Annotated in this window: 22 protein-coding genes and 2 tRNA genes; 9 read left to right on the top strand and 15 right to left on the bottom strand. The window is 66.8% G+C overall.

The window, feature by feature from the left end:
• Positions 1-127: 127 nt before the first annotated feature.
• From O5M90_RS27975 to O5M90_RS27955, 5 genes are read left to right on the top strand one after another with little or no spacing between them, the layout of a single operon-like run.
• The gene (locus O5M90_RS27975) at positions 128-1,120 is read left to right on the top strand and encodes a sulfate ABC transporter substrate-binding protein (RefSeq protein WP_137945629.1); all 993 of its coding nucleotides are present in this window, start codon (positions 128-130) and stop codon (positions 1,118-1,120) included.
• The gene (gene cysT / locus O5M90_RS27970; RefSeq protein ID WP_269840732.1) at positions 1,120-1,998 is read left to right on the top strand and encodes a sulfate ABC transporter permease subunit CysT; all 879 of its coding nucleotides are present in this window, start codon (positions 1,120-1,122) and stop codon (positions 1,996-1,998) included. The genes O5M90_RS27975 and cysT overlap by 1 nt, the downstream gene beginning before the upstream one ends.
• Complete coding sequence (cysW, locus tag O5M90_RS27965; protein WP_269840733.1) at positions 1,998-2,891, top strand: sulfate ABC transporter permease subunit CysW; 894 nt, start codon at positions 1,998-2,000, stop codon at positions 2,889-2,891. The genes cysT and cysW overlap by 1 nt, the downstream gene beginning before the upstream one ends.
• Positions 2,888-3,940, top strand: coding sequence for a sulfate/molybdate ABC transporter ATP-binding protein (locus O5M90_RS27960; protein ID WP_137945632.1), 1,053 nt, complete (start codon positions 2,888-2,890; stop codon positions 3,938-3,940). Before cysW ends, O5M90_RS27960 begins: the two co-directional genes overlap by 4 nt.
• A gap of 11 nt (positions 3,941-3,951) precedes the next feature.
• The gene (locus tag O5M90_RS27955) at positions 3,952-4,875 is read left to right on the top strand and encodes a CysB family HTH-type transcriptional regulator (RefSeq protein WP_262968106.1); all 924 of its coding nucleotides are present in this window, start codon (positions 3,952-3,954) and stop codon (positions 4,873-4,875) included.
• 132 nt (positions 4,876-5,007) lie between these two features.
• On the opposite strand, the gene O5M90_RS27950 is transcribed toward O5M90_RS27955, so the two are convergent.
• The 7 genes from O5M90_RS27950 to uvrC all read right to left on the bottom strand — a co-directional run bounded on the left by O5M90_RS27950 (position 5,008) and on the right by uvrC (position 10,994).
• A tRNA-His gene (locus O5M90_RS27950) sits at positions 5,008-5,083 on the bottom strand.
• 80 nt (positions 5,084-5,163) lie between these two features.
• Entirely contained in the window at positions 5,164-7,077 is a 1,914-nt protein-coding gene (locus tag O5M90_RS27945; protein ID WP_269840734.1) for a SurA N-terminal domain-containing protein, read from the bottom strand.
• A 144-nt stretch (positions 7,078-7,221) separates the two neighbouring features.
• Positions 7,222-7,297, bottom strand: a tRNA-Val gene (locus tag O5M90_RS27940).
• Between the two features lie 17 nt (positions 7,298-7,314).
• Entirely contained in the window at positions 7,315-7,587 is a 273-nt protein-coding gene (locus O5M90_RS27935) for an HU family DNA-binding protein (RefSeq protein WP_137942461.1), read from the bottom strand.
• A gap of 239 nt (positions 7,588-7,826) precedes the next feature.
• Entirely contained in the window at positions 7,827-8,393 is a 567-nt protein-coding gene (gene pgsA, locus O5M90_RS27930; protein WP_137942439.1) for a CDP-diacylglycerol--glycerol-3-phosphate 3-phosphatidyltransferase, read from the bottom strand.
• 74 nt (positions 8,394-8,467) lie between these two features.
• The gene (locus O5M90_RS27925) at positions 8,468-9,016 is read right to left on the bottom strand and encodes a hypothetical protein (RefSeq protein WP_269840735.1); all 549 of its coding nucleotides are present in this window, start codon (positions 9,014-9,016) and stop codon (positions 8,468-8,470) included.
• Entirely contained in the window at positions 9,003-10,994 is a 1,992-nt protein-coding gene (gene uvrC / locus O5M90_RS27920) for an excinuclease ABC subunit UvrC (protein ID WP_269840736.1), read from the bottom strand. Before uvrC ends, O5M90_RS27925 begins: the two co-directional genes overlap by 14 nt.
• Before the next feature lie 32 nt (positions 10,995-11,026).
• Here uvrC and earP point away from each other — a divergent pair, with 32 nt between their 5' ends.
• Entirely contained in the window at positions 11,027-12,082 is a 1,056-nt protein-coding gene (gene earP / locus O5M90_RS27915) for an elongation factor P maturation arginine rhamnosyltransferase EarP (RefSeq protein ID WP_269840737.1), read from the top strand.
• A gap of 125 nt (positions 12,083-12,207) precedes the next feature.
• Entirely contained in the window at positions 12,208-12,762 is a 555-nt protein-coding gene (gene efp / locus O5M90_RS27910; protein WP_137942436.1) for an elongation factor P, read from the top strand.
• A 47-nt stretch (positions 12,763-12,809) separates the two neighbouring features.
• Here efp and ilvB read toward each other — a convergent pair whose 3' ends face one another.
• Positions 12,810-14,561, bottom strand: a complete 1,752-nt coding sequence (gene ilvB, locus O5M90_RS27905) for a biosynthetic-type acetolactate synthase large subunit (protein WP_137942435.1) — start codon at positions 14,559-14,561, stop codon at positions 12,810-12,812.
• A 99-nt stretch (positions 14,562-14,660) separates the two neighbouring features.
• Between ilvB and O5M90_RS27900 the strand changes: the two genes are divergently transcribed.
• Positions 14,661-15,122 carry an Lrp/AsnC family transcriptional regulator gene (locus tag O5M90_RS27900; RefSeq protein WP_137942434.1) on the top strand — a complete coding sequence of 154 codons (462 nt, stop codon included), beginning with the start codon at positions 14,661-14,663 and terminating at the stop codon, positions 15,120-15,122.
• A gap of 3 nt (positions 15,123-15,125) precedes the next feature.
• Here O5M90_RS27900 and O5M90_RS27895 read toward each other — a convergent pair whose 3' ends face one another.
• Genes O5M90_RS27895 through O5M90_RS27885 form a run of 3 tightly spaced genes read right to left on the bottom strand, consistent with a single transcriptional unit; the run spans position 15,126 to position 17,711 of the window.
• Positions 15,126-15,971, bottom strand: coding sequence for a 2OG-Fe(II) oxygenase (locus tag O5M90_RS27895; protein ID WP_269840738.1), 846 nt, complete (start codon positions 15,969-15,971; stop codon positions 15,126-15,128).
• A 20-nt stretch (positions 15,972-15,991) separates the two neighbouring features.
• Entirely contained in the window at positions 15,992-16,774 is a 783-nt protein-coding gene (yaaA, locus tag O5M90_RS27890; protein ID WP_269840739.1) for a peroxide stress protein YaaA, read from the bottom strand.
• A 43-nt stretch (positions 16,775-16,817) separates the two neighbouring features.
• The gene (locus tag O5M90_RS27885; protein ID WP_269840740.1) at positions 16,818-17,711 is read right to left on the bottom strand and encodes an EamA family transporter; all 894 of its coding nucleotides are present in this window, start codon (positions 17,709-17,711) and stop codon (positions 16,818-16,820) included.
• 109 nt (positions 17,712-17,820) lie between these two features.
• Here O5M90_RS27885 and O5M90_RS27880 point away from each other — a divergent pair, with 109 nt between their 5' ends.
• A complete protein-coding gene (locus O5M90_RS27880) occupies positions 17,821-18,345 on the top strand; it encodes an Lrp/AsnC family transcriptional regulator (protein WP_262968133.1) in 525 nt (174 codons plus the stop codon).
• 13 nt (positions 18,346-18,358) lie between these two features.
• On the opposite strand, the gene O5M90_RS27875 is transcribed toward O5M90_RS27880, so the two are convergent.
• From O5M90_RS27875 to O5M90_RS27860, 4 genes are all read right to left on the bottom strand, one after another.
• Positions 18,359-19,705: a TolC family outer membrane protein gene (locus O5M90_RS27875; protein ID WP_269840741.1), complete on the bottom strand. Its 1,347-nt coding sequence runs from the start codon at positions 19,703-19,705 to the stop codon at positions 18,359-18,361.
• 111 nt (positions 19,706-19,816) lie between these two features.
• A complete protein-coding gene (locus tag O5M90_RS27870) occupies positions 19,817-20,158 on the bottom strand; it encodes a rhodanese-like domain-containing protein (RefSeq protein ID WP_269840742.1) in 342 nt (113 codons plus the stop codon).
• Positions 20,159-20,166: 8 nt separating this feature from the next.
• Positions 20,167-20,817, bottom strand: a complete 651-nt coding sequence (locus O5M90_RS27865) for a protein-L-isoaspartate O-methyltransferase family protein (RefSeq protein ID WP_269840743.1) — start codon at positions 20,815-20,817, stop codon at positions 20,167-20,169.
• A 41-nt stretch (positions 20,818-20,858) separates the two neighbouring features.
• The gene (locus O5M90_RS27860; RefSeq protein ID WP_269840744.1) at positions 20,859-24,092 is read right to left on the bottom strand and encodes an efflux RND transporter permease subunit; all 3,234 of its coding nucleotides are present in this window, start codon (positions 24,090-24,092) and stop codon (positions 20,859-20,861) included.
• Positions 24,093-24,095 lie beyond the last annotated feature (3 nt).

Genomic DNA, 24,095 nt, shown 5'->3' with positions numbered 1-24,095 from the left:
ATAGCTCTTTTTCAGAAATGCTTATTCCGGATAAACAAATACCAAAACTATCGTTCCGTGAATAAGCGCTTCTTGGCACTCTGCAGGTCTTCGCATCAGCAAGACCTGCGGGTCGCACAAGAAAACCATGCTCACAAAGTCGATCACGACCCTGGCCCTGGGTCTTGCACTCGCCCTGCCGGCTCTGGCCCAGGACGCCCTGCTGAACGTCTCCTACGATGTCAGCCGCGAACTCTACAAGGACGTCAACCCGGCTTTCAGCAAGTATTGGCAGGCCAAGAGCGGCAAGGCCATCACGGTCAACCAGTCCCACGGTGGCTCCAGCCGCCAGGCGCTGGCGGTGGCCAGCGGCCTGGATGCGGACGTGATCACGATGAACCAGGCCTCGGACCTGGACTTCCTGGTCGAGAAGGACATCATTCGCAAGGACTGGCGCCAGGCCTTCCCGCAGGGCGCCGCCCCCTACACCAGCGTGACCGTCTTCCTGGTGCGCAAGGGCAACCCCAAGGGCATCAAGGACTGGGCCGACCTGACCAAGCCCGGCACCGGCGTGATCGTGCCCAACCCCAAGACCTCGGGCAATGGCCGCTACACCTATCTGGCGGCCTGGGGCAGCGTGATCGCCAAGGGCGGTAACGAGGCCCAGGCGCGCGATTTCGTCGCCAAGCTGCTGGCCAACGTGCCGGTGCTGGACGGCGGCGGCCGCGGCGCCACCACCACCTTCACGCAGCGCGATATCGGCGACGTGCTGGTGACCTTCGAGAACGAGGCCGAGCTGATCGAGAATGAGTTCGGCAAGGGCAAGTACGAGGTGGTCTACCCCAGCATCACGATCTCGGCCGAGGCGCCGGTGGCGATCAACGAGAAGGTCGTCGCGAAGAAGAACTCGGGCGAGGCCGCCCGCGCCTACCTCAGCTTCCTGTTCAGCCCCGAGGGCCAGGAAATCCTCGCCAAGCACAACTTCCGCCCCCGCGACGCCGAGGTGGCCAAGCGCCACGCGGCGCGCTTCCCGGCCGTCAAGACCTTCACGGTCGACTCGCTGCTGGGCGGTTGGCCGGCCGTGGTCAAGACCCATTTCGCCGACGGCGGCATCTATGACCAGCTGGTCCTGAAGCGCTGATGAATACCGTCGTCCTGAGCGGCGCGCCGAGCACGGCGCCCCTGCGCCGGCCGCGCCGGGTCCTGCCCGGCTTCGCGCCCACGCTGGGTTTTACCGTCTTCTATCTGTCGCTGATCGTGCTGATCCCGCTGTCGGCGGTCTTCATCAAGGCCGGCGGCCATGGTTTCGAGGCCTTCTGGGCGGCGGCCACCGCGCCGCGCGTCGTGGCCTCCTACCAGCTCAGCTTCGGCACCTCGCTGCTGGCGGCCCTGATCAATCTGGTCTTCGGCCTGATCCTGGCCTGGTCGCTGGTGCGCTACGAGTTCCCGGGCAAGAAGCTGGTCGACGCGCTGGTCGATCTGCCGTTTGCGCTGCCCACCGCGGTGGCCGGCATCGCGCTGACCGCGCTCTATGCCGGCAATGGCTGGATAGGCTCGCTGCTCGCCCCTTACGGCGTCAAGATCGCTTTCACGCCGCTGGGCATCCTGATCGCACTGATCTTCATCGGCCTGCCCTTTGTCGTGCGCACGGTGCAGCCGGTGCTGGAGGATATGGAGACCGAGCTGGAGGAGGCGGCGGCGGCGCTGGGCGCGCATCGCTGGCAGACCTTCCGTCTGGTGGTGCTGCCGATGCTGCTGCCGGCCCTGCTGACCGGCTTCGCGCTGGCCTTTGCCCGCGCCGTCGGCGAGTACGGCTCGGTGATCTTCATTGCCGGCAATATCCCGATGGTCAGCGAGATCACACCGCTGATGATCATCGCCAAGCTCGAACAGTATGACTATGTGGGCGCGACCTCGATCGCGGCCGTGATGCTGATCTTCTCCTTTGTGCTGCTGCTGGCCATCAACGGCCTGCAGGCCTGGAGCTCGCGTCGCAACGGACAACAAGGAAAACGCTGATGGCCGGCGCCGCTGCATCGACCCTGACCGTGGCCCGCAAGCCCGGTGGTCTCTATCAAAACAATCCCGCCACCCGCGAGGCGCCCTGGGTGCGTCGCACCCTGCTGACCCTGGGTCTGGGCTTCTTCCTGCTGTTCCTGGTGCTGCCGCTGCTGACGGTCTTCATCGAGGCCTTGCGCAAGGGCTGGGCCGTCTATCTCGCGGCGCTGCTGGAGCCCGATGCGGTCTCGGCCATCCAGCTGACCCTGCTCGCCGCAGCGATCTCGCTGCCTTTGAACCTGGTGTTCGGCGTCAGCGCGGCCTGGGCCATCGCCAAGCACGACTTCCGCGGCAAGCAGCTGCTGATCACCTTGATCGACCTGCCCTTCTCGGTCTCGCCGGTGGTGGCCGGCCTGGTCTTCGTGCTGCTGTTCGGCGCTCAGGGCTGGTTCGGACCGTGGCTGCAGGGCCATGACCTGAAGATCATCTTCGCGGTGCCGGGCATCGTGCTGGCCACCGTGTTCGTGACCTTTCCCTTCATCGCCCGCGAGCTGATCCCGCTGATGCAGGCCCAGGGCCGCGACGAGGAGGAAGCCGCCACCGTGCTGGGCGCTTCGGGCTGGCAGACCTTCTGGCGCGTCACCCTGCCCAATATCAAGTGGGGCCTGCTCTACGGCGTGATCTTGTGCAATGCGCGGGCGATGGGCGAGTTCGGTGCGGTCTCGGTGGTCTCGGGCCATATCCGCGGCTACACCAACACCCTGCCGCTGCACGTCGAGATCCTCTATAACGAGTACCAGTTCGCCGCCGCCTTCGCGGTGGCCTCGCTGCTGGCCCTGCTGGCCCTGCTGACCCTGGTCATCAAGCAAATCGTCGAGTGGAAAGCCCACTCCCAAGTCAAGGAAGCGCCATGAGCATCCAGGTCCGCAACATCCACAAATCCTTCGGCAGCTTCACCGCCCTCGGCGACGTCTCGCTGGACTTCCCAACCGGCGAGCTGGTCGCGCTGCTGGGCCCCTCGGGCTGCGGCAAGACCACCCTGCTGCGCATCATCGCCGGTCTGGAGACGGCCGACCGGGGCCAGGTCTTGCTGGAAGGCGAGGACGCCTCCGACACCCATGTGCGCGAGCGCCAGGTCGGCTTCGTATTCCAGCATTACGCGCTGTTCCGCCATATGACGGTGTTCGACAACGTCGCTTTCGGCCTGCGCGTCAAGCCGCGCAAGGAACGCCCCAGTGAGAGCGAGATCAAGAAGAAGGTTCATGAGCTGCTGAATCTGGTGCAGCTGGACTGGCTGGCCGACCGCTACCCGCCGCAGCTCAGCGGCGGCCAGCGCCAGCGCATCGCGCTGGCCCGCGCACTGGCGGTGGAGCCGCGCGTGCTGCTGCTCGACGAGCCCTTCGGCGCGCTCGATGCGAAAGTGCGCAAGGAGCTGCGCCGCTGGCTGCGCCGGCTGCACGACGATCTGCACATCACCAGCATCTTCGTGACCCATGACCAGGAAGAAGCGCTGGAGGTGGCCGACCGCGTGGTGCTGATGGACCATGGCAAGGTCGAGCAGATCGGCACGCCGGCCGAGGTCTACGAGCGCCCGGCCACGCCTTTTGTCTACGGCTTTCTCGGCGCGGTCAATCGCTTCGAGGGTCGCGCCGAGGGGGCGCTGGTGCATATCGGCGACCATCAGTTGAACCATGGCCTCAGCCATGTGCCCAGCGGCAAGGTGCAGGCCTATGCACGCCCGCATGAGCTGCAGATCCTGACCAGCGGCGACGGCCCCGGCATCGCCGCGACCGTCGATCGGGTGCTGAGCTTCGGCGCCGCCAGCCGGGTCGAGCTGACCGGCCCGGGCGGCCAGCCGCTGGAAGCCGAGCTCAGCCGCGAGCATGCCGCCACCCTGAACCTGCGGTCCGGCCAGCAGGTCCGCCTGCAGGCCTCGCGCCTGAGCCTGTTCGACGCCGCCTGAGTCCTTTCACCATGAATTTCCAGCAACTGCGCATCATCCGCGAGGCGGTCCAGCAGAACTTCAACCTCACCGATGTGGCCGAGGCGCTGTTCACCTCGCAGTCGGGCGTCAGCAAGCACATCAAGGACCTGGAGGACGAGTTGGGCGTGGCGCTGTTCGTGCGCCATGGCAAGCGCTTGCTGGGCCTGACCGCGCCCGGCAAGGAGCTGGCCGTGATCGTCGAGCGCATGCTGCTCGATGCCAAGAACATCAAGCGCCTGGCCGAGCAGTTCGCCGACGCCGATGTCGGCCAGCTGAGCATCGCCACCACCCACACCCAGGCCCGTTATGCCCTGCCTCAGGTGGTGGCGCGCTTCAAGGCCGCCTATCCCAAGGTCCATCTGGTGCTGCACCAGGGCAGCCCGGCCGAGATCGTCGCGCTGCTGGAGTCCGGCGAGGCCGACATCGGCATCGCCACCGAGGCGCTGGGCAAGAACAATGCCTTCGTCACCTTCCCCTTCTACGATTGGCACCATGCGGTCGTCGTGCCCCAGGGCCATGCACTGGCGCAGTCGAGTGCGTTGACCCTGGAGCAGATCGCCGAGCACCCGCTGATCACCTATCACCAGGGCTATACCGGCCGCGAGCGCATCGATGCGACCTTCGCCAAGGCCGGCCTGGCGCCGGACCTGGTGATGTCGGCGCTGGACGCCGATGTGATCAAGACCTATGTGCAGGTGGGACTGGGCGTCGGCATCATCGCGGCGATGGCCTTCGAGCCGCAGCGCGACCAGGGCCTGCAGCTGCTCAGCGCCGCCCATCTGTTTGAAGCCAACACCACCCATATCGCGCTCAAGCGCGGCCACTACCTGCGCGGCTACGCCTATCGCTTTCTGCAGGAGTGCGTGGCCGACCTCAGCGAGGACGCGGTGCGCGCCGCACTGAGCGAGGCCTGAGCGGTGCCCATGCACGCCCGAGACTCGATGGCTCGGCACTCTGCAAACTGAGGAATATTCCCAGGCCGAGGATATCGACAGCAGAAAAGACGAAGGGCTTAGCAGTTTTCACCGCTAAGCCCTTGATTTTTTTGGGGTGGCTGATGGGACTCGAACCCACGACAACAGGAATCACAATCCTGGACTCTACCAACTGAGCTACAACCACCGCTGAGCCTATGATTATAGGCAGACTTCAGCGGACTGAGAAGAGATTTCTTTCCAAACCGCCAAAATTTATTCAGTCCATCAAGGAGCAGGCGCCGATGCGGCGGCAGCGGCAGGCACCGTGACCTTGGTCTTGTAGTGGGTCTTCAGCGCCTTGTAATAGGCCTCCGACTCGGCCGCCGTCCAGGCCTGCGCGTACTGCTGGCTGGCGCGTTGCTCGTCGATCACGGCCGGGTCGCGCGGCAGCAGCTTGTTGATGCGCACCAGCACATAGGCGCCCTCGCCGCTGTCGACGCCGACATAGGCCGGCAGCTTGCTGGCATCGGCGCGCAACACCTCGTTCAGCACCTTCTGCGACAGATTGGCCGGCTTGGCGCGGGAAACGACGACGGGCGCATCCAGACCGGCGGCATCGCCGGACTTCTGCAGCGCCGCCAGGCGCTCCTGGCCCTGCTTGATGGCCAGCTCGGTGGCGCGCTTTTGCATCAGCTGGGCGCGCACCTGCGGCTTCACATCGGCCAGGGCCGGCAGGCGGGCCGGGTTGTGCTGCACCACGCGGGCGGCCGTCAGCTGGTTGGGCGCCGTCTCGACCGCCTCAGTATTGCGCTTGTTGCGCAGCGCCTCGTTGCCGAACACGGCCTCCAGCAGCTTGGCCGAAGCCAGTGGACCGCTGGCGCCGGGCGCCGGAGCGCGCTGCACGATGGCGGTCTGGATGCTCAGCTTGAGCTTGTCGGCCGCCGGCTTCAGGCTGTCGGACTGCTCATAGACGGTGTTGCTGAACTGCTCGGCCACCTCGGTGTAGCGCTTTTGCGCCTGCTGGCGACGCACCTCATCTTCAATCTCAAGGCGCACCGCCTCGAAGCTCTTCTTGTCGCCGCCGCGCAGGCCGGTCAGCTGGATCACGTGGTAGCCGAAATCGGACTCGACCACATTGCTGATCTCGCCCTGCTTGAGCGCATAGGCGGCATCTTCGAAGGGCTTGACCATGGCGCCGCGGGCAAAGAAGTCCAGATCGCCGCCATTGGGCGCCGAGCCTTCGTCCTGCGAATTCTTGCGGGCCAGATCGGCGAAGCCGGCCGGGTTCTTGCGTGCCTCGGCCAGCAGTTCCTCGGCGCGGGCCTTGGCCTTGCTGCGCTCGGCGGCGGGCGCGTCCTTGTCGGCCTTGATCAGGATATGGCTGGCGCGGCGCTCCTCGGCCACGGTGTAGCGCGACTGGTTCTCGGCGTAGTACTTGCGCAGATCCTCGTCGCTGACGCTGACATCGGACTTCAGCGCCTGCAGGTCCAGCACCAGGTACTCGATGCTGGCGGTCTCGGGCAGCTGGAAGCGCGCGTTATTGGCCGGTTCCTTGTAGAAGGCCTCGATCTCGGCATCGCTGGGATTGACCTGGGCCAGGAAGTCCTTGGCCTCGATGCGCTGCAGCTGCAGCTCGCGCTGCTGCAGCAAGGCATCGAAGGCCACCGCCGCATTGGCATTGCCGGCCAGCGCCGAGCCGCCCACACCCATCATCACCTGGCGCAGGGTCAGGTCTTGACGCAGGCGCTGGGCGAACATCTCCGAGCTCATGCCCTGGGCGATCAGCAGATTCTTGTTGACCGTGCCGTCCGGGTTGCGCAGGAAGGCGAACTGCGGGTCGCTGCGGAACAGCTGCTGCAGGCGCTCGTCGCTGACCACCAGATGCTGGCCCTGAGCGGCCGCCTGCATCACGCGCTCACGCACCAGCGAGTCCAGCGACTGCTGCCGCGCCTCGGGCGAGTCGAACAGCTTGACGTCGAGGTTGGGCATCTGGGCGCGCATGCGCTCCATCTGCTCGCGGTGCGTGGCGTCCCACTCGGCCTGCGTGATCTTGCGACCATTGACGCTGGCCACGCCGGCATTGCTGCCATCCATGAAGCTGCTGTAACCCTCCAGGCCGACCAGCACGAAGGCGGGCACGATCAGGATCAGCAGGATGAACTGGAACAGGCGATTGTGCTTACGGACGAATTCAAACATCAAGGACCTCAAACAGGCATTGCGGTGCGCGCCGGCATGGCCACGACCGGGCGCTGCTCAAACACGACAAAGGCGAACCTGGGTTCGCCTTTGCATCGGATGTGATTCTAGCCTCGGCCCGCGCCACCTCGGGCGGGCAAGACTTGGTGGGTGCTAACGGGCTCGAACCGCTGACCTACTCCGTGTAAGGGAGCCGCTCTACCAACTGAGCTAAGCACCCGGTTGATCCGGGATTCTTCAGTTCACCGCGTCCTTGAGCGCCTTGCCGGGACGGAACTTCGGGACCTTGGCCGACTTGATCTTGATCGTGTCGCCGGTGCGCGGGTTGCGACCGGTGCGCGCGGCGCGCTTGGTCACACTGAAGGTGCCGAAGCCTACCAGAGAAACGCTGCCATTCTTCTTCAGCGTCGTCTTCACACCGCCAATCAGCGCCTCCAGCGCTCGCCCCGCCGCCGCCTTGGAGATGTCGGCCTGCTTGGCGATGTGCTCGATCAGTTCGGACTTGTTCACAAAGAATCCCCTCAAAAGGTTTTGCAAAAACGCGGCAACGAAGGCGACGTCCTGTCTGGGCCGCCAGGACACCAGCCGCGTCCATCCTGGCACGCCAGCGCCGGCGAACCTGCGGGGAAGCGGATTCTAGACGCAATCATCTTGGCTGCTGAGCCAGGAAAAGTCCCGATACAAATGAGTGCGTCGGCGGTCGCCCATGCGCCCAGAAAGCGCCAAACAGACAGCCCAAAGGCGCAGACTCACTTGGCCTTGGCGCGGATTTCTGGCAGGGCTTTTTGCAGGTAATAGACCATGGACCAGATGGTCAGCACGACGGCCGCATAGATCAGCCAGGTCCCCCACTCACGGGTCGGGATCAGGTCGAACAGTCGGCCGTCATAGAGCAGGAAGGGGATGGCCACCATCTGCACCGTGGTCTTGAGCTTGCCCACCATGTGCACGGCCACGCTACGCGAGGCACCGATCTGTGCCATCCACTCGCGCAGCGCCGAGATGGTGATCTCGCGGCCGATGATGACCAGGGCGACCATGGCATTGACGCGCTGCAGCTCCAGCAGCACCAGCAGGGCCGCGCAGACCAAGATTTTGTCGGCCACCGGGTCCAGGAAGGCGCCGAAGGCCGAGGTCTGGTTGAGCTTGCGGGCCAGATAGCCGTCCAACCAGTCGGTCAGCGCGACCACCACAAAGAGCACGGTGGCAAACAGATTCTGGTGCGCCGGCAGCAGGTCGAGGTAGTACACCCCGACGATCAGCGGGATCGCGAGGATCCGGGCCCAGGTGAACAGGGTTGGCAGCGTGAAGAACATGCGGGCATTGTGCCCAATTACCGTGCAGCGCCCGAGACGGGTACCGACTTTGTCTCATTAATGCCGAGCCTGGCTCACTGATCGAGCGTGCGCGGTTTGAACTTGCGCTGGTTGTTGAACAGAAAGGTCTCGCTGAACTTCCAGGGCTTGGGCATGCGCGAGACATCGCCGAACGGTGCGGCGCGGTGCACCGCATCGATCGCCAGCTGCACCGTGTCCAGCGCCTGACCGGGCTTGCGCAGCACATGGATGTGCTTGACGCGGCCGTCGGAAAACAGCTCGATCTCCAGCACCGGGATCGCCAGCAAGGGCTCGGGCACCTCGCCCATATAGACGCGGTCCGGGTTCGCGACGATCAGCCGGTAGGCCGCCTGCAGACGCAACTCCACGGCGCTACGCACCGGCTTGGGCGGCTCCAGCACCAGCGGCGCCGGCTGGCCCGGCGCCTTGCCTGGCAGCTCGGGGCTAGCGGCCGACGGCGCCGAGCCGCTGGGCTGGGCGGTCGATGCCGGCGGCGGCACCGGCGCCCGCGGGCCCGAGCAGCCGACCAGCGCCAGCAGCGCTCCCAGGCCCAGCCCGCGTGCGGCGCGTTGCCAGCGGCCCTCTTGTTCAGTGCAAAACACGATAAATCTCCTCTGCCAATTCTCTTGAGACGCCCTTGACCGTGCAGAGCTCGTCGACGCTGGCGCCGGCCACGCCGCGCACACCGCCGAAGCGCTGCAGCAACTGTGCGCGCTTTTTCGGCCCCACACCGGGCACATCCTCCAGCTTCGAGCCGCCGGTGCGCACCGCCGCGCGCTTGGCGCGCATGCCGGTGATCGCAAAGCGGTGCGCCTCGTCGCGGATCTGGGCCACCAGCATCAGCGCCGCCGAGTCGCGGCCCAGATAGACCTTGTCGCGGCCGTCGGCGAACACCAGCTCTTCCAGCCCGACCTTGCGGCCCTCGCCTTTCTCGACGCCAACGATCAGCGCCAGATCCAGACCCAGCTCCTCGAACACCTCGCGCGCCATCGAGACCTGGCCCTTGCCGCCGTCGACCAGCACCAGATCCGGCAGCCGGCCCGTGCCCAGCTGGGCGGCCTCGGCCATCTTGCTGTAGCGCCGCGTCAGCACCTGACGCATCGCCGCATAGTCGTCGCCGCCGGTGATGCCCTCGATGTTGTAGCGCCGGTACTGGCCGCTCTGCATCTGGTGGCCCTCAAACACGACGCAGGAGGCGATCGTCGCCTCGCCGGCCGTGTGGCTGATGTCAAAGCACTCGATGCGGAACTTGTCGAGCTCCTGCACGCTCAGGTCCAGCGCCTCGATCAGGGCCTGGGTGCGGGCCTGCTGCGAGCCTTCCTGCGACAGCAAGCGTGCCAGCGCCAGCTCGGCGCCCTTGACGCACATCTCCTGCCAGATGCGGCGCTGGCCGCGCGGCTGGGCCTGGGTCGTCACCTTGTAGCCGGCCTGCAGGGTCAGGGCCTCGGCCAGCGCGGCATCGACCTCGTCGCTGACGACGATCAGCGAGGGCACTTGCGCGTCCAGATAGTGCTGGGCCATGAAGGCCTCCAGCACCTGCCGTTCCGGTGACTGGGCGGAGCGGCTCGATGCCTGACCCTCTTCATCATCATCGGCCAGCGCCACCGCGGTGGCGTCCTCGACATGCTTGGGGAAATAGGCCCGGTCGCCCAGATGCCGCCCGCCCCGCACCATTGCCAGATTGACGCAGGCCCGTCCGCCCTGCACCTTGACGGCCAGGATGTCGACATCGCGGTCGCGCCCGGTGGCGCTGTTCTCGTCCATCGCCTGCTGCTGCAAGACCTTGGACAGCGCGCTGATCTGGTTGCGCACCTCGGCCGCCAGCTCGAACTGCAGCGCGTCCGCATAGGCCATCATCTGCGCCTGCAGCCCGTCCATCACCTCCTGCGTCTCCCCCAGCAGAAAGCGCTCGGCATTGCGCACATCGCGACCGTATTCCGCTCCCTGACCCTCGGGCACACAAGGCCCCGAGCAGCGCCGGATCTGGTATAGCAGGCAGGGCCGGCTGCGGTTATTGAAAACCGTGTCCTCGCAGGTGCGCAGCCGGAACACCTTCTGTATCAGCTGGATCGATTCCTTGACCGCCCAGGCGCTCGGGAACGGCCCGAAATAGCGGTGCCGCTTGTCGACCGCGCCGCGGTAATAGCTGACTCGCGGGTAGTCGTGGCCGCTGAGCTTCAGATAGGGGTAGCTCTTGTCGTCGCGGAACAGGATGTTGAACTTCGGGTTCAACGTCTTGATCAGATTGTTTTCCAGCAGCAAGGCCTCGGCCTCGGTGCGCACCACCGTGGTCTGCAGCCGCGCGATGCGCGCGACCATCATGCCGATGCGGGTGCCGCCATGGTCTTTCTGGAAGTAACTCGAGACCCGCTTCTTCAGGTTCTTGGCCTTGCCGACATAGAGCACCTGATCCTGGGCGTCGAAATAGCGATAGACGCCCGGCAGGCCCGGCAAGGCCGCCACCTCGGCCAATACAGCGGCCAGCACCTGGGCGCGCAGCTCGCGCGCGGCCTGCTCGGCGTCGGCCGGCTCGGGTGTCGCTGTGGTATCGGTCTCGGAGGGGTTGCTGCTGCCTTGCATGGGGCGCGATTGTGCCGCCAGATAATCCGGCGATGAGATTGCAATGGGATCTGTTCTGCCGCGTGATCGACAACTATGGCGATATCGGCGTGAGCTGGCGGCTGGCCCGCGATCTGGCAGCGCGCGGCCAGACCGTGCGGCTGTGGCTCGATGATGCCTCGGCGCTGGCCTGGATGGCGCCCGGAGGCGCGCCGCAAGGTATCGAGGTGTTGGCCTGGAACAGCGCCGACAACGCAGCGGCGGTCGGCGATGTCGTCGTCGAGACCTTCGGCTGCGAGCTGCCGCCGGCCTTTGTTGCGCGCATGGCGGCCCGGCCGGCGGCGCCGCAATGGATCAATCTGGAGTACCTCAGCGCCGAGTCCTATGTCGAGCGCAGCCATGGCCTGGCCTCGCCGCAATTCAGCGGCCCCGGCGCCGGCCTGTCCAAGCGCTTTTTCTACCCCGGCTTCACGCCGCACACCGGCGGCCTGCTGCGCGAGCCCGAGTTGCTGCAGCGCCAGCAGCGCTTCGACGCCCCCGCCTGGCGGGCCGCCCAAGGCATCGCGCCGCGGCCGGGCGAGCGCCTGCTCAGCCTGTTCGCCTATGCCAACCCGGCGCTGCCGGCGCTGCTGCAGGCATTGGCCGACACGCCGACCCTGCTGCTGGTCTGCCCCGGTGCGGCCCAGGCCCAGATCGCCGGGCTGGCGCTGCCGCCGACGCTGCGCTGGCAGGCCCTGTCCTACCTGAGCCAGCCCGAGTTCGACCACCTGCTGTGGGCCTGCGATCTGAACTTCGTGCGCGGCGAAGATTCCTTTGTGCGCGCCCAGTGGGCAGCCAAGCCCTTTGTCTGGCAGATCTATCCCCAGCACGACGGCGCCCATGGCCCCAAGCTGGAAGCCTTCATGGACTTGTGGCTGACCGGCGCGACCGCAGAGTTGGCCGCGGCCAGCCGGGGCCTGTGGCGCGCCTGGAATGGCTTGGCGGCCTGGCCGGCCGGCCTGCCGCCGGCCGAGGCCGCGCAGCGCCATGCACAGCGCTGGCGTGCGCATTTGGCAGCGCAAGCCGATCTGAGCGCCCAGCTGCTGCGTTTCGTCGGCGTTTCAGGCTAAAATCTCGGGCTTTGCCGCGCCATGGGAGTTTTCGGGCGCGCGCTGGGCACCTGCTTTCACCTGTCCGAGAGCAAGCCAGCCCCCAACCACGACTCCAACGACTCCCTCAACGGACCCGAACACTCATGAAGATCGCTCAAGAAATCCGCGCCGGCAATGTGATCATGCACGGCAAGGACCCGATGGTCGTGCTGAAGACCGAATACAGCCGCGGTGGCCGCAATGCCGCCACCGTGCGCATGAAGCTCAAGAGCCTGCTGAACAACTCCGGCACCGAAGTCGTGTTCAAGGCCGACGACAAGATGGACCAGATCATTCTGGAAAAGAAGGAGTGCACCTACTCCTACTTCGCCGACCCGATGTACGCCTTCATGGACGCCGAGTACAACCAGTTCGAGGTGGAAGCCGAGAACATGGGTGACGCCCTGTCCTATCTGGAAGACGCGATGCCCGTGGAAGTGGTGTTCTACGAAGGCAAGGCCATCTCGGTCGAGCTGCCGACCAGCCTGGTGCGCGAAGTGACCTGGACCGAGCCGGCCGTCAAGGGCGACACCTCGGGCAAGGTGCTCAAGCCTGCCAAGATCTCCACCGGCTTCGAAATCCCGGTGCCCATCTTCGTGGCCCAGGGCGACAAGATCGAAATCGACACTCGCACGCACGAGTACCGCAAGCGCGTCTAAGCACTCGCGATCCATGACAAGGGCACCTTCGGGTGCCCTTGTTCATTTCAGGCCATGTACTGGCGGCCCTTGCCGAGCAGAACCTCGTGATGCCCCGCGCCGGCGGGAATCATCGGGAAGCAGTTTTCCTCGGCCGCCACCACCACATCCAGAAAGAACGGCCCCTCGCTGGCCAGGCACTCGGCCAGCGCCGCGTCCAGTTCCTCGCGCCGCTCGACCCGTCGTGCCTGCCAGCCGAAAGCCTGGGCCAGCGCAACAAAGTCCGGCAGCGCCTCGGTATAGCTGTGGCTCAGCCGGTTACCGTGGATCAGCTCCTGCCACTGCCGCACCATGCCCATGCGGCCGTTGTTGCTGAGCACCACCTTGACCGGCGTGCGGTGCTGGGTCGCGGTCGACAGCTCCTGGATATTCATCAGGATGGACGCGTCCCCGCTGACGCAGACCACCAGGGCCTCGGGGTGCGCGATCTGCGCGCCGATCGCGGCCGGCAGGCCATAGCCCATGGTGCCGGCACCACCCGAGCTGAGCCAGCGGCCGGGCCGCTGCTGGCGCAGGTATTGCGCGGCCCACATCTGGTGCTGGCCGACATCGGTGGCGACGATGGCGTCGCGGCCGGCCAGCTGCGCATCGAGCCGGCTCATCAGGGCCTGCGGCAGGATGCAATCGCTGCGGTCCTCGAAAGCCAGCGAGCGCTCGGCACGCCAGCCCTCGATCCGCGCCCACCAGTCGCCCAGATCGCAGCCCTTCTGTCCACCCTTCTGCCAGCCCTGCTCCAGCGCCCGCAGGCTGGCGCCACAGTCACCCAGCAGGGCCACATCGGCCTTGACCACCTTGCCGATCGAGCGCGGGTCGATGTCCAGATGGATGACCTGGGCCTGCGGGCAGAAGGCATCGAGCCGGCCGGTCACACGGTCGTCGAAGCGGGCGCCGACGCAGACCAGCAGATCGGCATGGTGCATCGCCAGATTGGCCTCCAGGCTGCCGTGCATGCCCAGCATGCCCAGCGACTGCGGATCGTCGGCCGGGAAGGCGCCCAGCCCCATCAGGGTCAGCGTGCAGGGCGCGCCGCTGGCCCGCACCAGGCGCGTGAAGGCCGCACAGGCCGCCGAGCCGGCATTGATCAGCCCGCCGCCGCCATAGAAGACCGGCCGGCGCGCCTGCGCCAGCAGGGCCAGCGCGGCCTGGATTTGCGTGGCCGCCGGCAGCACAGGTGCAGCCATGGGCAACACCGGTGCCCGCCACGCCGCCACCGGCGCCAGCTGCACATCCTTGGGCACATCGACCAGCACCGGCCCCGGCCGTCCGCCGGCCGCCCTGGCATGGGCCAGCGCCAGGGTCTCGCTGAGCGCGGCCGCCTCGCGCACCTGCACATTCCACTTGGTCACCGGCCGCGAAATCCCCAGCGCATCGCATTCCTGGAAGGCGTCGGTACCGATGGCCGTGGTCGCGACCTGACCGCTGATGCACAGCACCGGGATCGAGTCGCACAAGGCGTCGAGCAGGCCGGTGGTGGTGTTGCTCATGCCCGGCCCCGAGGTCACGAAGACCACGCCGACCCGGCCGGTCGTGCGCGCATAGCCCTGGGCCGCATGGACGGCGGCCTGCTCGTGGCGCACCAGCACATGGCGCAGCCGCGGCTCGGCGTACAGCGCGTCGTACAAGGGCAGCACCGCGCCGCCGGGGTAGCCGAACACGGTGTCGACGCCCAGGCTCAGCAGGGTCGCGATCAGCGCCTCGGCGCCATTACTTGGGTGAGTTTGCGGGCGGGCGTGGGGCAGGTCTTGGAGCACAGCATTCATGCCCTCACTGTGCCCAAGCTCGCCCAGAAATTGCTGCTGAAATTTCCTGCAAAAGACTTCAATTCAGGAAAATTTCCTTGATGAATAGAATCCGGCAGCATGAAACTCGATAAATTCGATCTGGCCATCCTGACCGAGCTGCAGCGCGACGCCCGCATCAGCCTGCAGGAGCTGTCCGGCAAGGTCGGCCTGACCAGCTCGCCCTGCTGGACCCGCATCAAGCGCATGGAAGAAGCCGGCGTCATCGAGGGCTACTCGGTGCGCGTCAATGCCGCCAAGATCGGCCTGGCCGACACGGTGATCGTGCAGGTGACCCTGAACGATCATTCGGACGCCGCGCTGTTCGAGTTCGGCCGCGCGCTGGAGCAGATCCCCGAGGTGCTGGAGGCCTTTCTGGTCTCGGGCGACTACGACTACTACGTGCGCATCGCGGTGGCCGACACCCGCGACTACGAGCGCCTGCTGCGCGAGCGGCTCTACAAGATCCCCGGCATCCGCCACAGCAAGAGCAGCTTCGTGCTGCGCCAGCTCAAGCAGAGCCAGCTGCCGCTGAATCGCTAGCGCTCACTCGAAGCGCCGTTCGCGCAGCCATTTGGTCGCCACCCATTTCTCGCCGGCCAGCACCGGCGCGCCGCCATGCAGGCTTTGCGTGATCGGGTGCGGCCGGTCATAGCTGAAGAACACCGCATTGCCCTTGATCGGCGCGACCTCCAGGCCGATGTCGGGAAAGATCGTCGCGCCGCCCTGCTCGGGCGTGTTCAGGTACATCACCAAGGTGGCGACCCGCTGGCCGCCGCGCTGCAGGATGGGCGGCGTGCTGGTGTGGCGCGGGTCGAAGTAGTCGTAGTGCGGCAGGTACTCGGCCCCGGGCCGATAGCGCAGCACCTGCAGGCCCTCGCCGTTCTCGACCGGCCAGTTCAGCAAACGGGCGATGCGGGCCTCGACCCGCCGGCAGATCTCGTTCTCGCCGCGCTCGAAGAACATGCCCTCGCTGGTGCGCGCGGCATTGACCTCGCTGCCATCGGCCGAGGCCGCCACCGTCTCCGAGCGGGCCAGGCGGCTGGCCGCCGCTGCGCGCATCAGATCGCACTCCTCGTCGGACAGCAGGCCGCCGAACACCAGCAGGCGCGGCAGTTGCAGGCTGACCAGCACGCCGACCGCGCGGTCGCCGGCATTCAAGAGCGGCGGCGCACCGCTCAGATCGGGCTCGGGCACCGCGCTGGGCACCGGCAGGACCAGGCCCTGGCCCGGCACGAAACCGGCGACGCTCTGCGCCAGCGCCTGGGCCGCGACGGTTTCGTCCCAGCCGCTCTTGAGCATGGCCTGCAGCACCTGCTCGGCCGTCAGCCCGGCCTTGGCCTGCTCGACGATCCAGCGCTGCAGCTCGGGCGTGATGGTCTGGGCACTCATGGTGGACTCCTCCGGCCCTTTCAGCCCAGGCGGCGGCGAAACAGCAGGCGTTCGGGCGTCGACAGCTCGGCCTGGTAGACATAGCCGTCGAGATCGAAGTCCCTCAGGCCGGCCGGCGTATCAATGCGCCGCGTGATCGCATAGCGCGCCATCAGGCCGCGCGCCCGCTTGGCGAAGAAGCTGATGATCTTGTACTGGCCGTTCTTCCATTCCTCGAACTGACATTCGATCACGCGCGGCTGCAAGGCCTTGCGATCGGCCGCCTTGAAATACTCCTGCGACGCCAGATTGACGATCACCGGCACCTGCTGCTGGGCCGCGCGCGCATTCAGGTGCTCGGCCAGCGTGTCGCCCCAGAAGCCGTAGAGATGGCTGCCGCGCTCGGTGACCAGCTTCGTGCCCATCTCCAGGCGGTAGGGCTGCATGCGGTCCAGCGGCCGCAGCACGCCGTACAGCCCGGACAGGATGGCCAGATGCTGCTGCGCCCATTGCAGGTCTTCGACAGCCAGGCTCTTGGCGTCCAGACCGTCATAGACATCGCCGTTGAAGGCCAGCACCGCCGGCTTGCTATTGGCCTCGGTGAAGCGCGGCTGCCAGGCGTGGTAGCGGTTCACATTGAGCTCGGACAGGGCCGGGCTCAGATCCATCAGCGCGGCGATATCGGCCGCCGTCTTGGTCTTCAAGACCTTGATCAAGGCCTTGGACTGGGGCAGGAACTGCGGCTCGGTGGCGAGCTTGAGCAGCGGCGCGGCGACCGGGGTGTTGTAGTCCAGCGATTTGGCGGGCGAGAGCAGATAAAGCATGGCGCCATTTTGCCCGCTTCGGCGCCGGTGGCGCAGACGGGGGTCAGGCCTTGCGCCCGCGCAGCAGCAGCACGACGCCGACCAGCACCACCAGGGCCGCCAGCCACTCATAGCCGCTGACCACCTCGCCGGCGATCACCACCCCGAGCAGCATCGCGATCACCGGATTGACGAAGGAGTAGCTCGATGCCAGGCCTGCCGGCGCCTCGGCCAGCAGCACCATATAGGCGTTGAAGGCGATCAGCGAACCGAACACCACCAGATACAGCCAGGCCCAGACCGCCTCGCTGCGCAGCGGCAGGCTCAGGGTCTCGCCGCTGAGCAGGCTCAACAGCATCAGCACCGCACCGCCGGCCAGCATCTCGCTGGCAAAACCCATGGGCCCGGCCGCCAGCGCAAAGCCGCGCTGCGACAGGACGCTGCCCAGCGCCCAGCAGGCGCAGGCCGTCGTGATCGCGACCAGGCCCTGCGGCGAGGCGCCGAAACCCTGGCCCTGGGTCAGCATCAGCACGCCGAACAGGCCCACGACGATGCCGGCCAGCTCCAGCCGGCTGGGCAACACCCGCCACAGCAGGTTCAGCGCCGCAATCATCAAGGGCATCACCGCGATGAAGGCCACGACCAGCCCCGAGCCGACGGTCTGCTCGGCCGTCGCCGTGCCGCCCATGCCGCCGCCCAGCATCAGGCTGCCCACCAGCAGCGCATTGAGCCATTGGCGCGGGCCCGGCCAGGCCGCGCCGCGCCAGCGCATCCATGCGGCCAGCAAGACACCGGCGGCCAGGAAGCGCGTGCCCATCTGGAAGAAGGGCGGGAAGCTCAGCAAGGCGTATTTGATGGCCAGATAGGTCGAGCCCCAGACCAGCCAGGTGGCGGCCAGGCAGGCGATCACGCGGGGGCTCAGACCGCCGCTGCGGCTCAGGGTGTTGCTGTTGTCCATGGCTGGCAATGCTAGGGAATTGGTACGCCGGCTTGAAGATGAAACTGACGCTTCAAAAGGACCAAAGCCTTAAACTTGCAGGACATTCAGGCATTTGACCTGCAAATCAATGGACTACACGCTGGACCACCATGACAGCCGCATTTTGGCCGAGTTGCAGGCCGATGCCCGCCTCAGCATGGCCGAGCTGGGCCGGCGTGTGCACCTGAGCCAGCCGGCCGTCACCGAGCGGGTGCGCAGGCTCGAGGAGGTCGGCGTGATCAGCGGCTACCGCGCCGTGGTCGACAGCGCCCGCCTCGGCTATGCGATCCGTGCGGTGATACGGGTGGGCCGGGCCGACGAGGCACGGGTGCGCCAGGCGGTCGAGGCCAGCCCCGAGGTGCTGACCGCCTTCAATGTGACCGGCGAGGACAGCTGGATCCTCGAGATCGCGGTGCGCGATGTCGCCCATCTGGAGCAGGTGCTGCAGCGCTACTGCGCGCTGGCCGAGACCTCCACCGCCATCATCCTGAAGAGCGTGCGCGAGAACGCGCCGCTGCGCCCGGCCCCGCTGCTCGCCCCGGCCAACTCAGCCGCACCGGACAAGCAAACGCCGGCCACCGCGAAGCGGCGCCGGCGCAGTCCCCAGGCCTGAGGGCCTGGCCTTCTTACTTGGCCAGCAGCGTGTTGACCGCCGCCACATCCTCGGGGCGCAGCTGGCCAGCGGCCTGGCGCAGGCGCAGGCCGGTCAGCACCACGTCGTAGCGGGCCTTGGCCAGGTCGCGCTGGGTCGCATAGAGCTGGCTCTGGGCGTTCAGCACATCGAGGTTGACGCGCACGCCGACCTTGTAGCCCAGCTGGGTGGCTTCCAGCGCCAGCTTGCTGGACGACTCGGCGGCCTCCAGAGCCTTGACCTGGGCGGCCAGCGACTGCACGCCGAAGAAGGCGCGGCGCGTGCCCTCGGCCACCGTGCGGCGAGCAAACTCCAGGTCATTGCGCGAGCGCTCCTGCAGCGCCAGGGTTTCCTTGATGCGGTTGCTGTTGTAGCCACCGGTGTAGAGCGGCAGATTCATCTCCACCGCGACCGAGCCCTGCCCGCCCGTGCCGGGCAGCTGCGCGCCGCGGCCGCGGGCATTGCTGACGCCCAGATTGCCGCTCAGGTCCACCGTCACGCCGTCCGCCGCCCGCGCCTTGTCGGCTTCCAGGCCCGCCACATCCAGGCCCAGCCGGGCCTTGCGCACCTGGGGGTGCAACTCATCGGCCTGGTTGACCCAGGGGTCCACCGTCAAGGGCGTCACGGCCGGCAGCGCCACCGGCACGGCCAGCGGCTTGGGTTCGACGCCGGAGCGGCCGACGATCTGGTCCAGCGTGATGCGCTTGATGCGCAGATCGTTGTCGGCCGCCAGCTCGCGGGCACTTTCCACATCGAAGCGGGCCTGGGCCTCGCGGGTGTCGGTGATGGTGGCGGTGCCGACCTCGAAATTGCGCTTGGCCGAGGCCAGCTGCTCGGCGATGGCGGCCTTGCTGGCCCGTGTCGTCGACAGCACATCGCCGGCTGCCAATACATCGAAATAGGCCTGCGAGACGCGCACGATCAGGTCCTGCTCGGCAATCTCCAGATCGGCCTGGGCGACATTGAGCCCGCGCTTGGCCTGCTCGATCGTGATCTTGTTGCTGCGGTTGTACAGCGCATAGTTGGCCCGCAGGCCGGCCTGCACCGTGCTCGATCCAACCCGGTCACCGGCCACCTTGGCGCCACCGGCGCCATAGACCGTCGGCGGATCGCTCTGCAGATGCGTGCCGCTGACGCCCAGACCCAGCGTGGGCCGGTCCAGCGCATTGGCCTGCTCGGCCTTGTAGATCGCCGAGTCGGCCTGGGCCCGGGCGGCCAGATAGCCGGCGTCATAGACGCGCGCGGCTTCGTAGAGCTCCAGCAGGCTTTGCGCCTGGGCACTGGCCGCAGCACCGAAAGCCAGGGCCACGCACAGTGACAGTCGGGTCAATGAAGAACTCATGCGCGAATGCGGGCTTGTCTTCTTCTTCATTTTCTGATCAGCGAACATGAGGCTTCCTTGGCTTGCGATGAGTGTTTGTGAAGGCCTGGGCCGGCACTTCGGGTGCTAGGGTCAATATCTGGGCACGGACGGATCGGCCTCGCAGGACCAGGCGTCAATGCCGCCGGCGAGGTTATAGACCGACTCGAAGCCCTGACGCTCCAGGAATGCGACGACCTGCAGACTTCGCACGCCATGATGGCAATAAACGACGACAGGCTGCGCCGGGTCCAGCTCGGCCAGGCGGGCGCTCACCTGCCCCATAGGCATCAGCTTGCTGGCCATCCCGTCCAGCCGGATGCTGGCCAGCGCGGCCTCCCAGGGCTCGCGCACGTCCAGCAGCAGCGGCGCCTGGCCGGACGCCCCGCCGGCGCACAGAGCCCGCGCGGCTTCAATCGACAGCTGCTGCGGCATGCGCTGGCTCAGAATGAGAAAGCGGTGTGCTCGGCAAAGCCGGGCAGGCGCGGCGCGACGGTGTCGAACAGCACCGTGCTGCTGAAGCCCGCACCCGAACGGGTGTAGAGCGTGGCGCGCATCACCGGCAGCTCGCCGACGATGGCCACCAGCCGGCCGCCGGGCTTGAGCTGGTCCAGCAGGGCCTGCGGCACCTCGGCCACCGAGCCCGCCAGCAGGATCACATCAAACGGCGCCTCGGCGGCCAGGCCCTGGGCGCCATGGCCCTCGCGCACCTTGGCATTGCTGACACCGTTGCGCTTGAGCGTCTCGGTCGCCAGCTTGGCCTGCTGGGCATCGGCCTCCAGGCTGATCACGCTTTGCGCCTTGTGGGCCAGCAGGGCCGTCAGATAGCCGGCGCCGGTGCCGATCTCCAGCACCTTCTCGTGGCGCGCCACCTTCAGCTCCTGCAGCAGCCGGGCCTCGACCCGCGGCGCCAGCATCGCGCCGCCATGCGGCAGCGGGATCTCGGTGTCCATAAAGGCCAGCGCCCGGTGGGCCGGCGGCACGAAGTCCTCGCGCTTGACCAGGGCCAGCAGCGACAACACGCCCTGGTCCAGCACATCCCAGGGGCGGATCTGCTGTTCGATCATATTGAAGCGGGCTTGTTCGACGTTCATAAGGTTCCTCGAAGACGGTCTTTCTGACTGCAGCGCGGATTCTATTTCGGCGGCGCCACGCTTTGGCCTTGCCAGCGCCGCCGCGCCCACTGCGACAGATCATCCAGATAGCAATAGATCACCGGCACCACCACCAGGGTCAGCAGCGAGGAGGTGATCACCCCGCCGATCACCGCCTGCCCCATCGGCGCGCGCTGCTCCGAGCCCTCGCTGAGCGCAAAAGCCAGCGGCACCATGCCGAAAATCATCGCCAGCGTCGTCATCAGGATGGGCCGCAGCCGCACCTGGGCGGCGCGCAGCAGGGCCGCCTCGCGGCCGATCGGCTCGCTGTCAACCCCGTGGCCATGCTCGCCCTCGCGGGCGCGGATCGCGAAATCGATCAGCAGGATCGCATTCTTGGTCACCAGACCCATCAGCATCACGATGCCGATGATGGAAAACATATTCAAGGTCGAGCGGAAGGCCAGGAGCGCCAGCACCACGCCGATCAGCGTCAGCGGCAGCGAGCTCATCAGCGCCAGCGGCTGCAGAAAGCTCTTGAACTGGCTGGCCAGGATCATGTAGATGAAGACGATGGCCAGGGCCAGCGCGCCGACCGCGTACTGGAAGGACTCGTTCATATTCTTGGTCGAGCCGCCGAAGCTGTAGCGGTAGCCGGGCGGGAAGGCGGTGTCGTCCAGCACCTTCTTGATATCGGCCGAGACCTCGCCCGAGCTGCGGCCCAGCGCGTTCGCGTCTATCGTGATCTCGCGGTTCAGGTCGCGGCGGTTGATCTGGTTGGGGCCGGTCGAGGGCCGGATCTCGGCCACCTGGGACAGGCGCACGACCCGCGCCGCGCCGTCGGCGGCCGGCGCCACCGGGATGGGCAACTGCGCCAGATCGGCCAGGCTGTCACGCCCCTGGGGCGCCAGTCGCAGCAGCACGTCGTAGTTCTCGCCATCGGGCGCACGCCAGTTGCCCACCGTCGTGCCGGCCAGCCAGGTGCGCAGCGAGCCCGCCAAGGCATTGACATTCAGCCCCGCATCGGCGGCGGCCTCGCGTTTGACCTCGATGGCCACGGTCGGCTTGTCGGGCTTGAGCGTGCTGTCCAGGTCGACCAGGCCGGGGATCTGCTGCAACCGCGCGATCACGCTCTTGGACAGGCGCTCCAGCTCCTTCAGGTCGGCGCCCTGGATCGAGAACTGCAGGCTCTTGCCGCCGCCCAGATCGGTCTGGCCGATATTGGTGACCGTGATGCCCGGTATCGTCGCGAGCTTGTCGCGCAGCGGCGTGACCAGATCGTTGACGCTACGCTGTCTGTCCTTGCGATCCGTCAGCCGCACATAGATCGCGCCATAGATCTTGCCGGCCGCGAAGCCGCTGTTGATCGTCGTCACCGTGTAGCGGACTTCGGGCAGCTCGCGCAAGAGCGCGTCGATCTGCCGGGCGCGCGCCTCGGTGACCTCCAGCGAGGAGCCGACCGGGGTGTAGAAATTGACCTGCGTCTCGGACAGATCGGCCTTGGGCACGAACTCCTTGCCGATGCCGCCCAGCAGCGCAAAGCTCAGCAGCAGGGTCGTCAGCGCCACCAGCAGGGTCAGGCCCTTGTGGGCCAGCGACCAGGCCAGGATTGTCTGATAGCCCGCCGACAGCCAGTCGGTGAAGCGCTCGAAGGCACCGGTCACCCGGCCTATGGTCCTGTCATACCAAGTCACCGGCGGGCCGCTGCCATGCGCCTGCGGGTCATGCCAGACGCTGGACAGCATCGGGTCCAGGGTGAAGCTGACGAACATCGAGATCAGCACCGCCGCGACGATGGTGATGCCGAACTCGTGGAAGAACTTGCCGACGATGCCACCCATGAAGCCGATGGGCAGGAACACCGCGACGATGGACAGCGTCGTTGCCAGCACCGCGAGGCCGATCTCCTGCGTGCCGTCCAGCGCCGCCTGCTTGGGGCTGGCGCCCATCTGCACATGGCGCACGATGTTCTCGCGCACGACGATGGCATCGTCGATCAGCAGGCCCACGCACAGGCTCAGCGCCATCATCGTGATGTTGTTGATCGTGAAGCCGAAGAGGTACATGAACAAAAAGGTGCCGATCAGCGCGATCGGCAGCGTCAGGCCGGTGATCACGGTCGAGCGCCAGCTGTTCAGGAACAGGAACACGATCAGCACCGTCAGCGCGGCGCCCTCGATCAGGGTCTGGCGCACATTGGCCACCGAGACACGGATGGCGCGCGAGTTGTCCCGGTTGACCTCGGTCTTGAGGCCCGCAGGCAGCAGGCTTTGCGCCTCGGCCAGCGCGCGCTGCAGCCCGTCGACCACCGCGATGGTGTTCTCGCCCTGGCTCTTCTGCACGCTCAGGAGCACCGTGCGCTGGCCGTTGTAGAGCGCCAGGCTCTCGATCTCCTGCGGGCCATCGACCACATCGGCGATCTGCCAGAGCTTGATCGAGGCGCCGTTCTTGCGCGCGACGACGATGTCGCGGAAATCCTCGGGGCGCTTCAGCCGCGCATTGATCTGCACGACCCGCTCCTGCACGGCCGAGCGGATATTGCCCAGCGGCAGCTCCTGGTTCTCGCTGCGCACGGCGGCCAGCGCCTGCTCCATCGTGATGCCCAGCGCCTCCATCGCGGCCGGCCGCAGCTGGATCTGGATCTGGCGCTGCAGCCCCCCGACCACGCTGACCGAGCCGACGCCGCGCACATTCTCCAGCCGTTTCTGCAGCACCTGCGTGGCCCAGGTCGTCAGCTCCTGGGTGCTTAGGCATGAAGCCCCCACGGCATCGCTGGCGATGCCTGCCCCCCGAGGGGGCGCGTCCGGCTTGGGGCGGCCCGGCGCCGGACAGCCATCGGTCGACAGCACAGCGACATTGAAGATCGGCACGCTCTGCGGATCAAAGCGCGAGATGCGCGGCTCCTTGACCTCGTCGCGCAGCGTGGGTCGCATCAGCGCGACCTTCTCGCGCACATCCTCGGCCGCCTTGCGGCCATCGACATCGAGATTGAACTCGACGATCACCACCGAGCTGCCCTCGTAGCTGCGCGAGGTCAGCGTGCTGATGCCGGCCACCGTGTTGACCGCCTGCTCGACCTTCTTGGTCACCTCGCTCTCGACGATCTCGGGCGAGGCGCCCGGATAGTCCATCTGCACGACCACGGTCGGGAAGTCGATATTCGGGAACTGGTCGACCGACAGGCGCTGGTAGCTGAACAAGCCCAGCACGACAAAGGCCAGCATGACCATCACGGCCATCACCGGGTTCTGAATCGAGACGCGGGTGAACCACATGGG

This window comes from Paucibacter sp. M5-1 (assembly GCF_027498415.2).
Classification (GTDB): Bacteria; Pseudomonadota; Gammaproteobacteria; order Burkholderiales; family Burkholderiaceae_C; genus Roseateles_E.
This window is presented reverse-complemented; position numbering and strand designations above follow the sequence as displayed.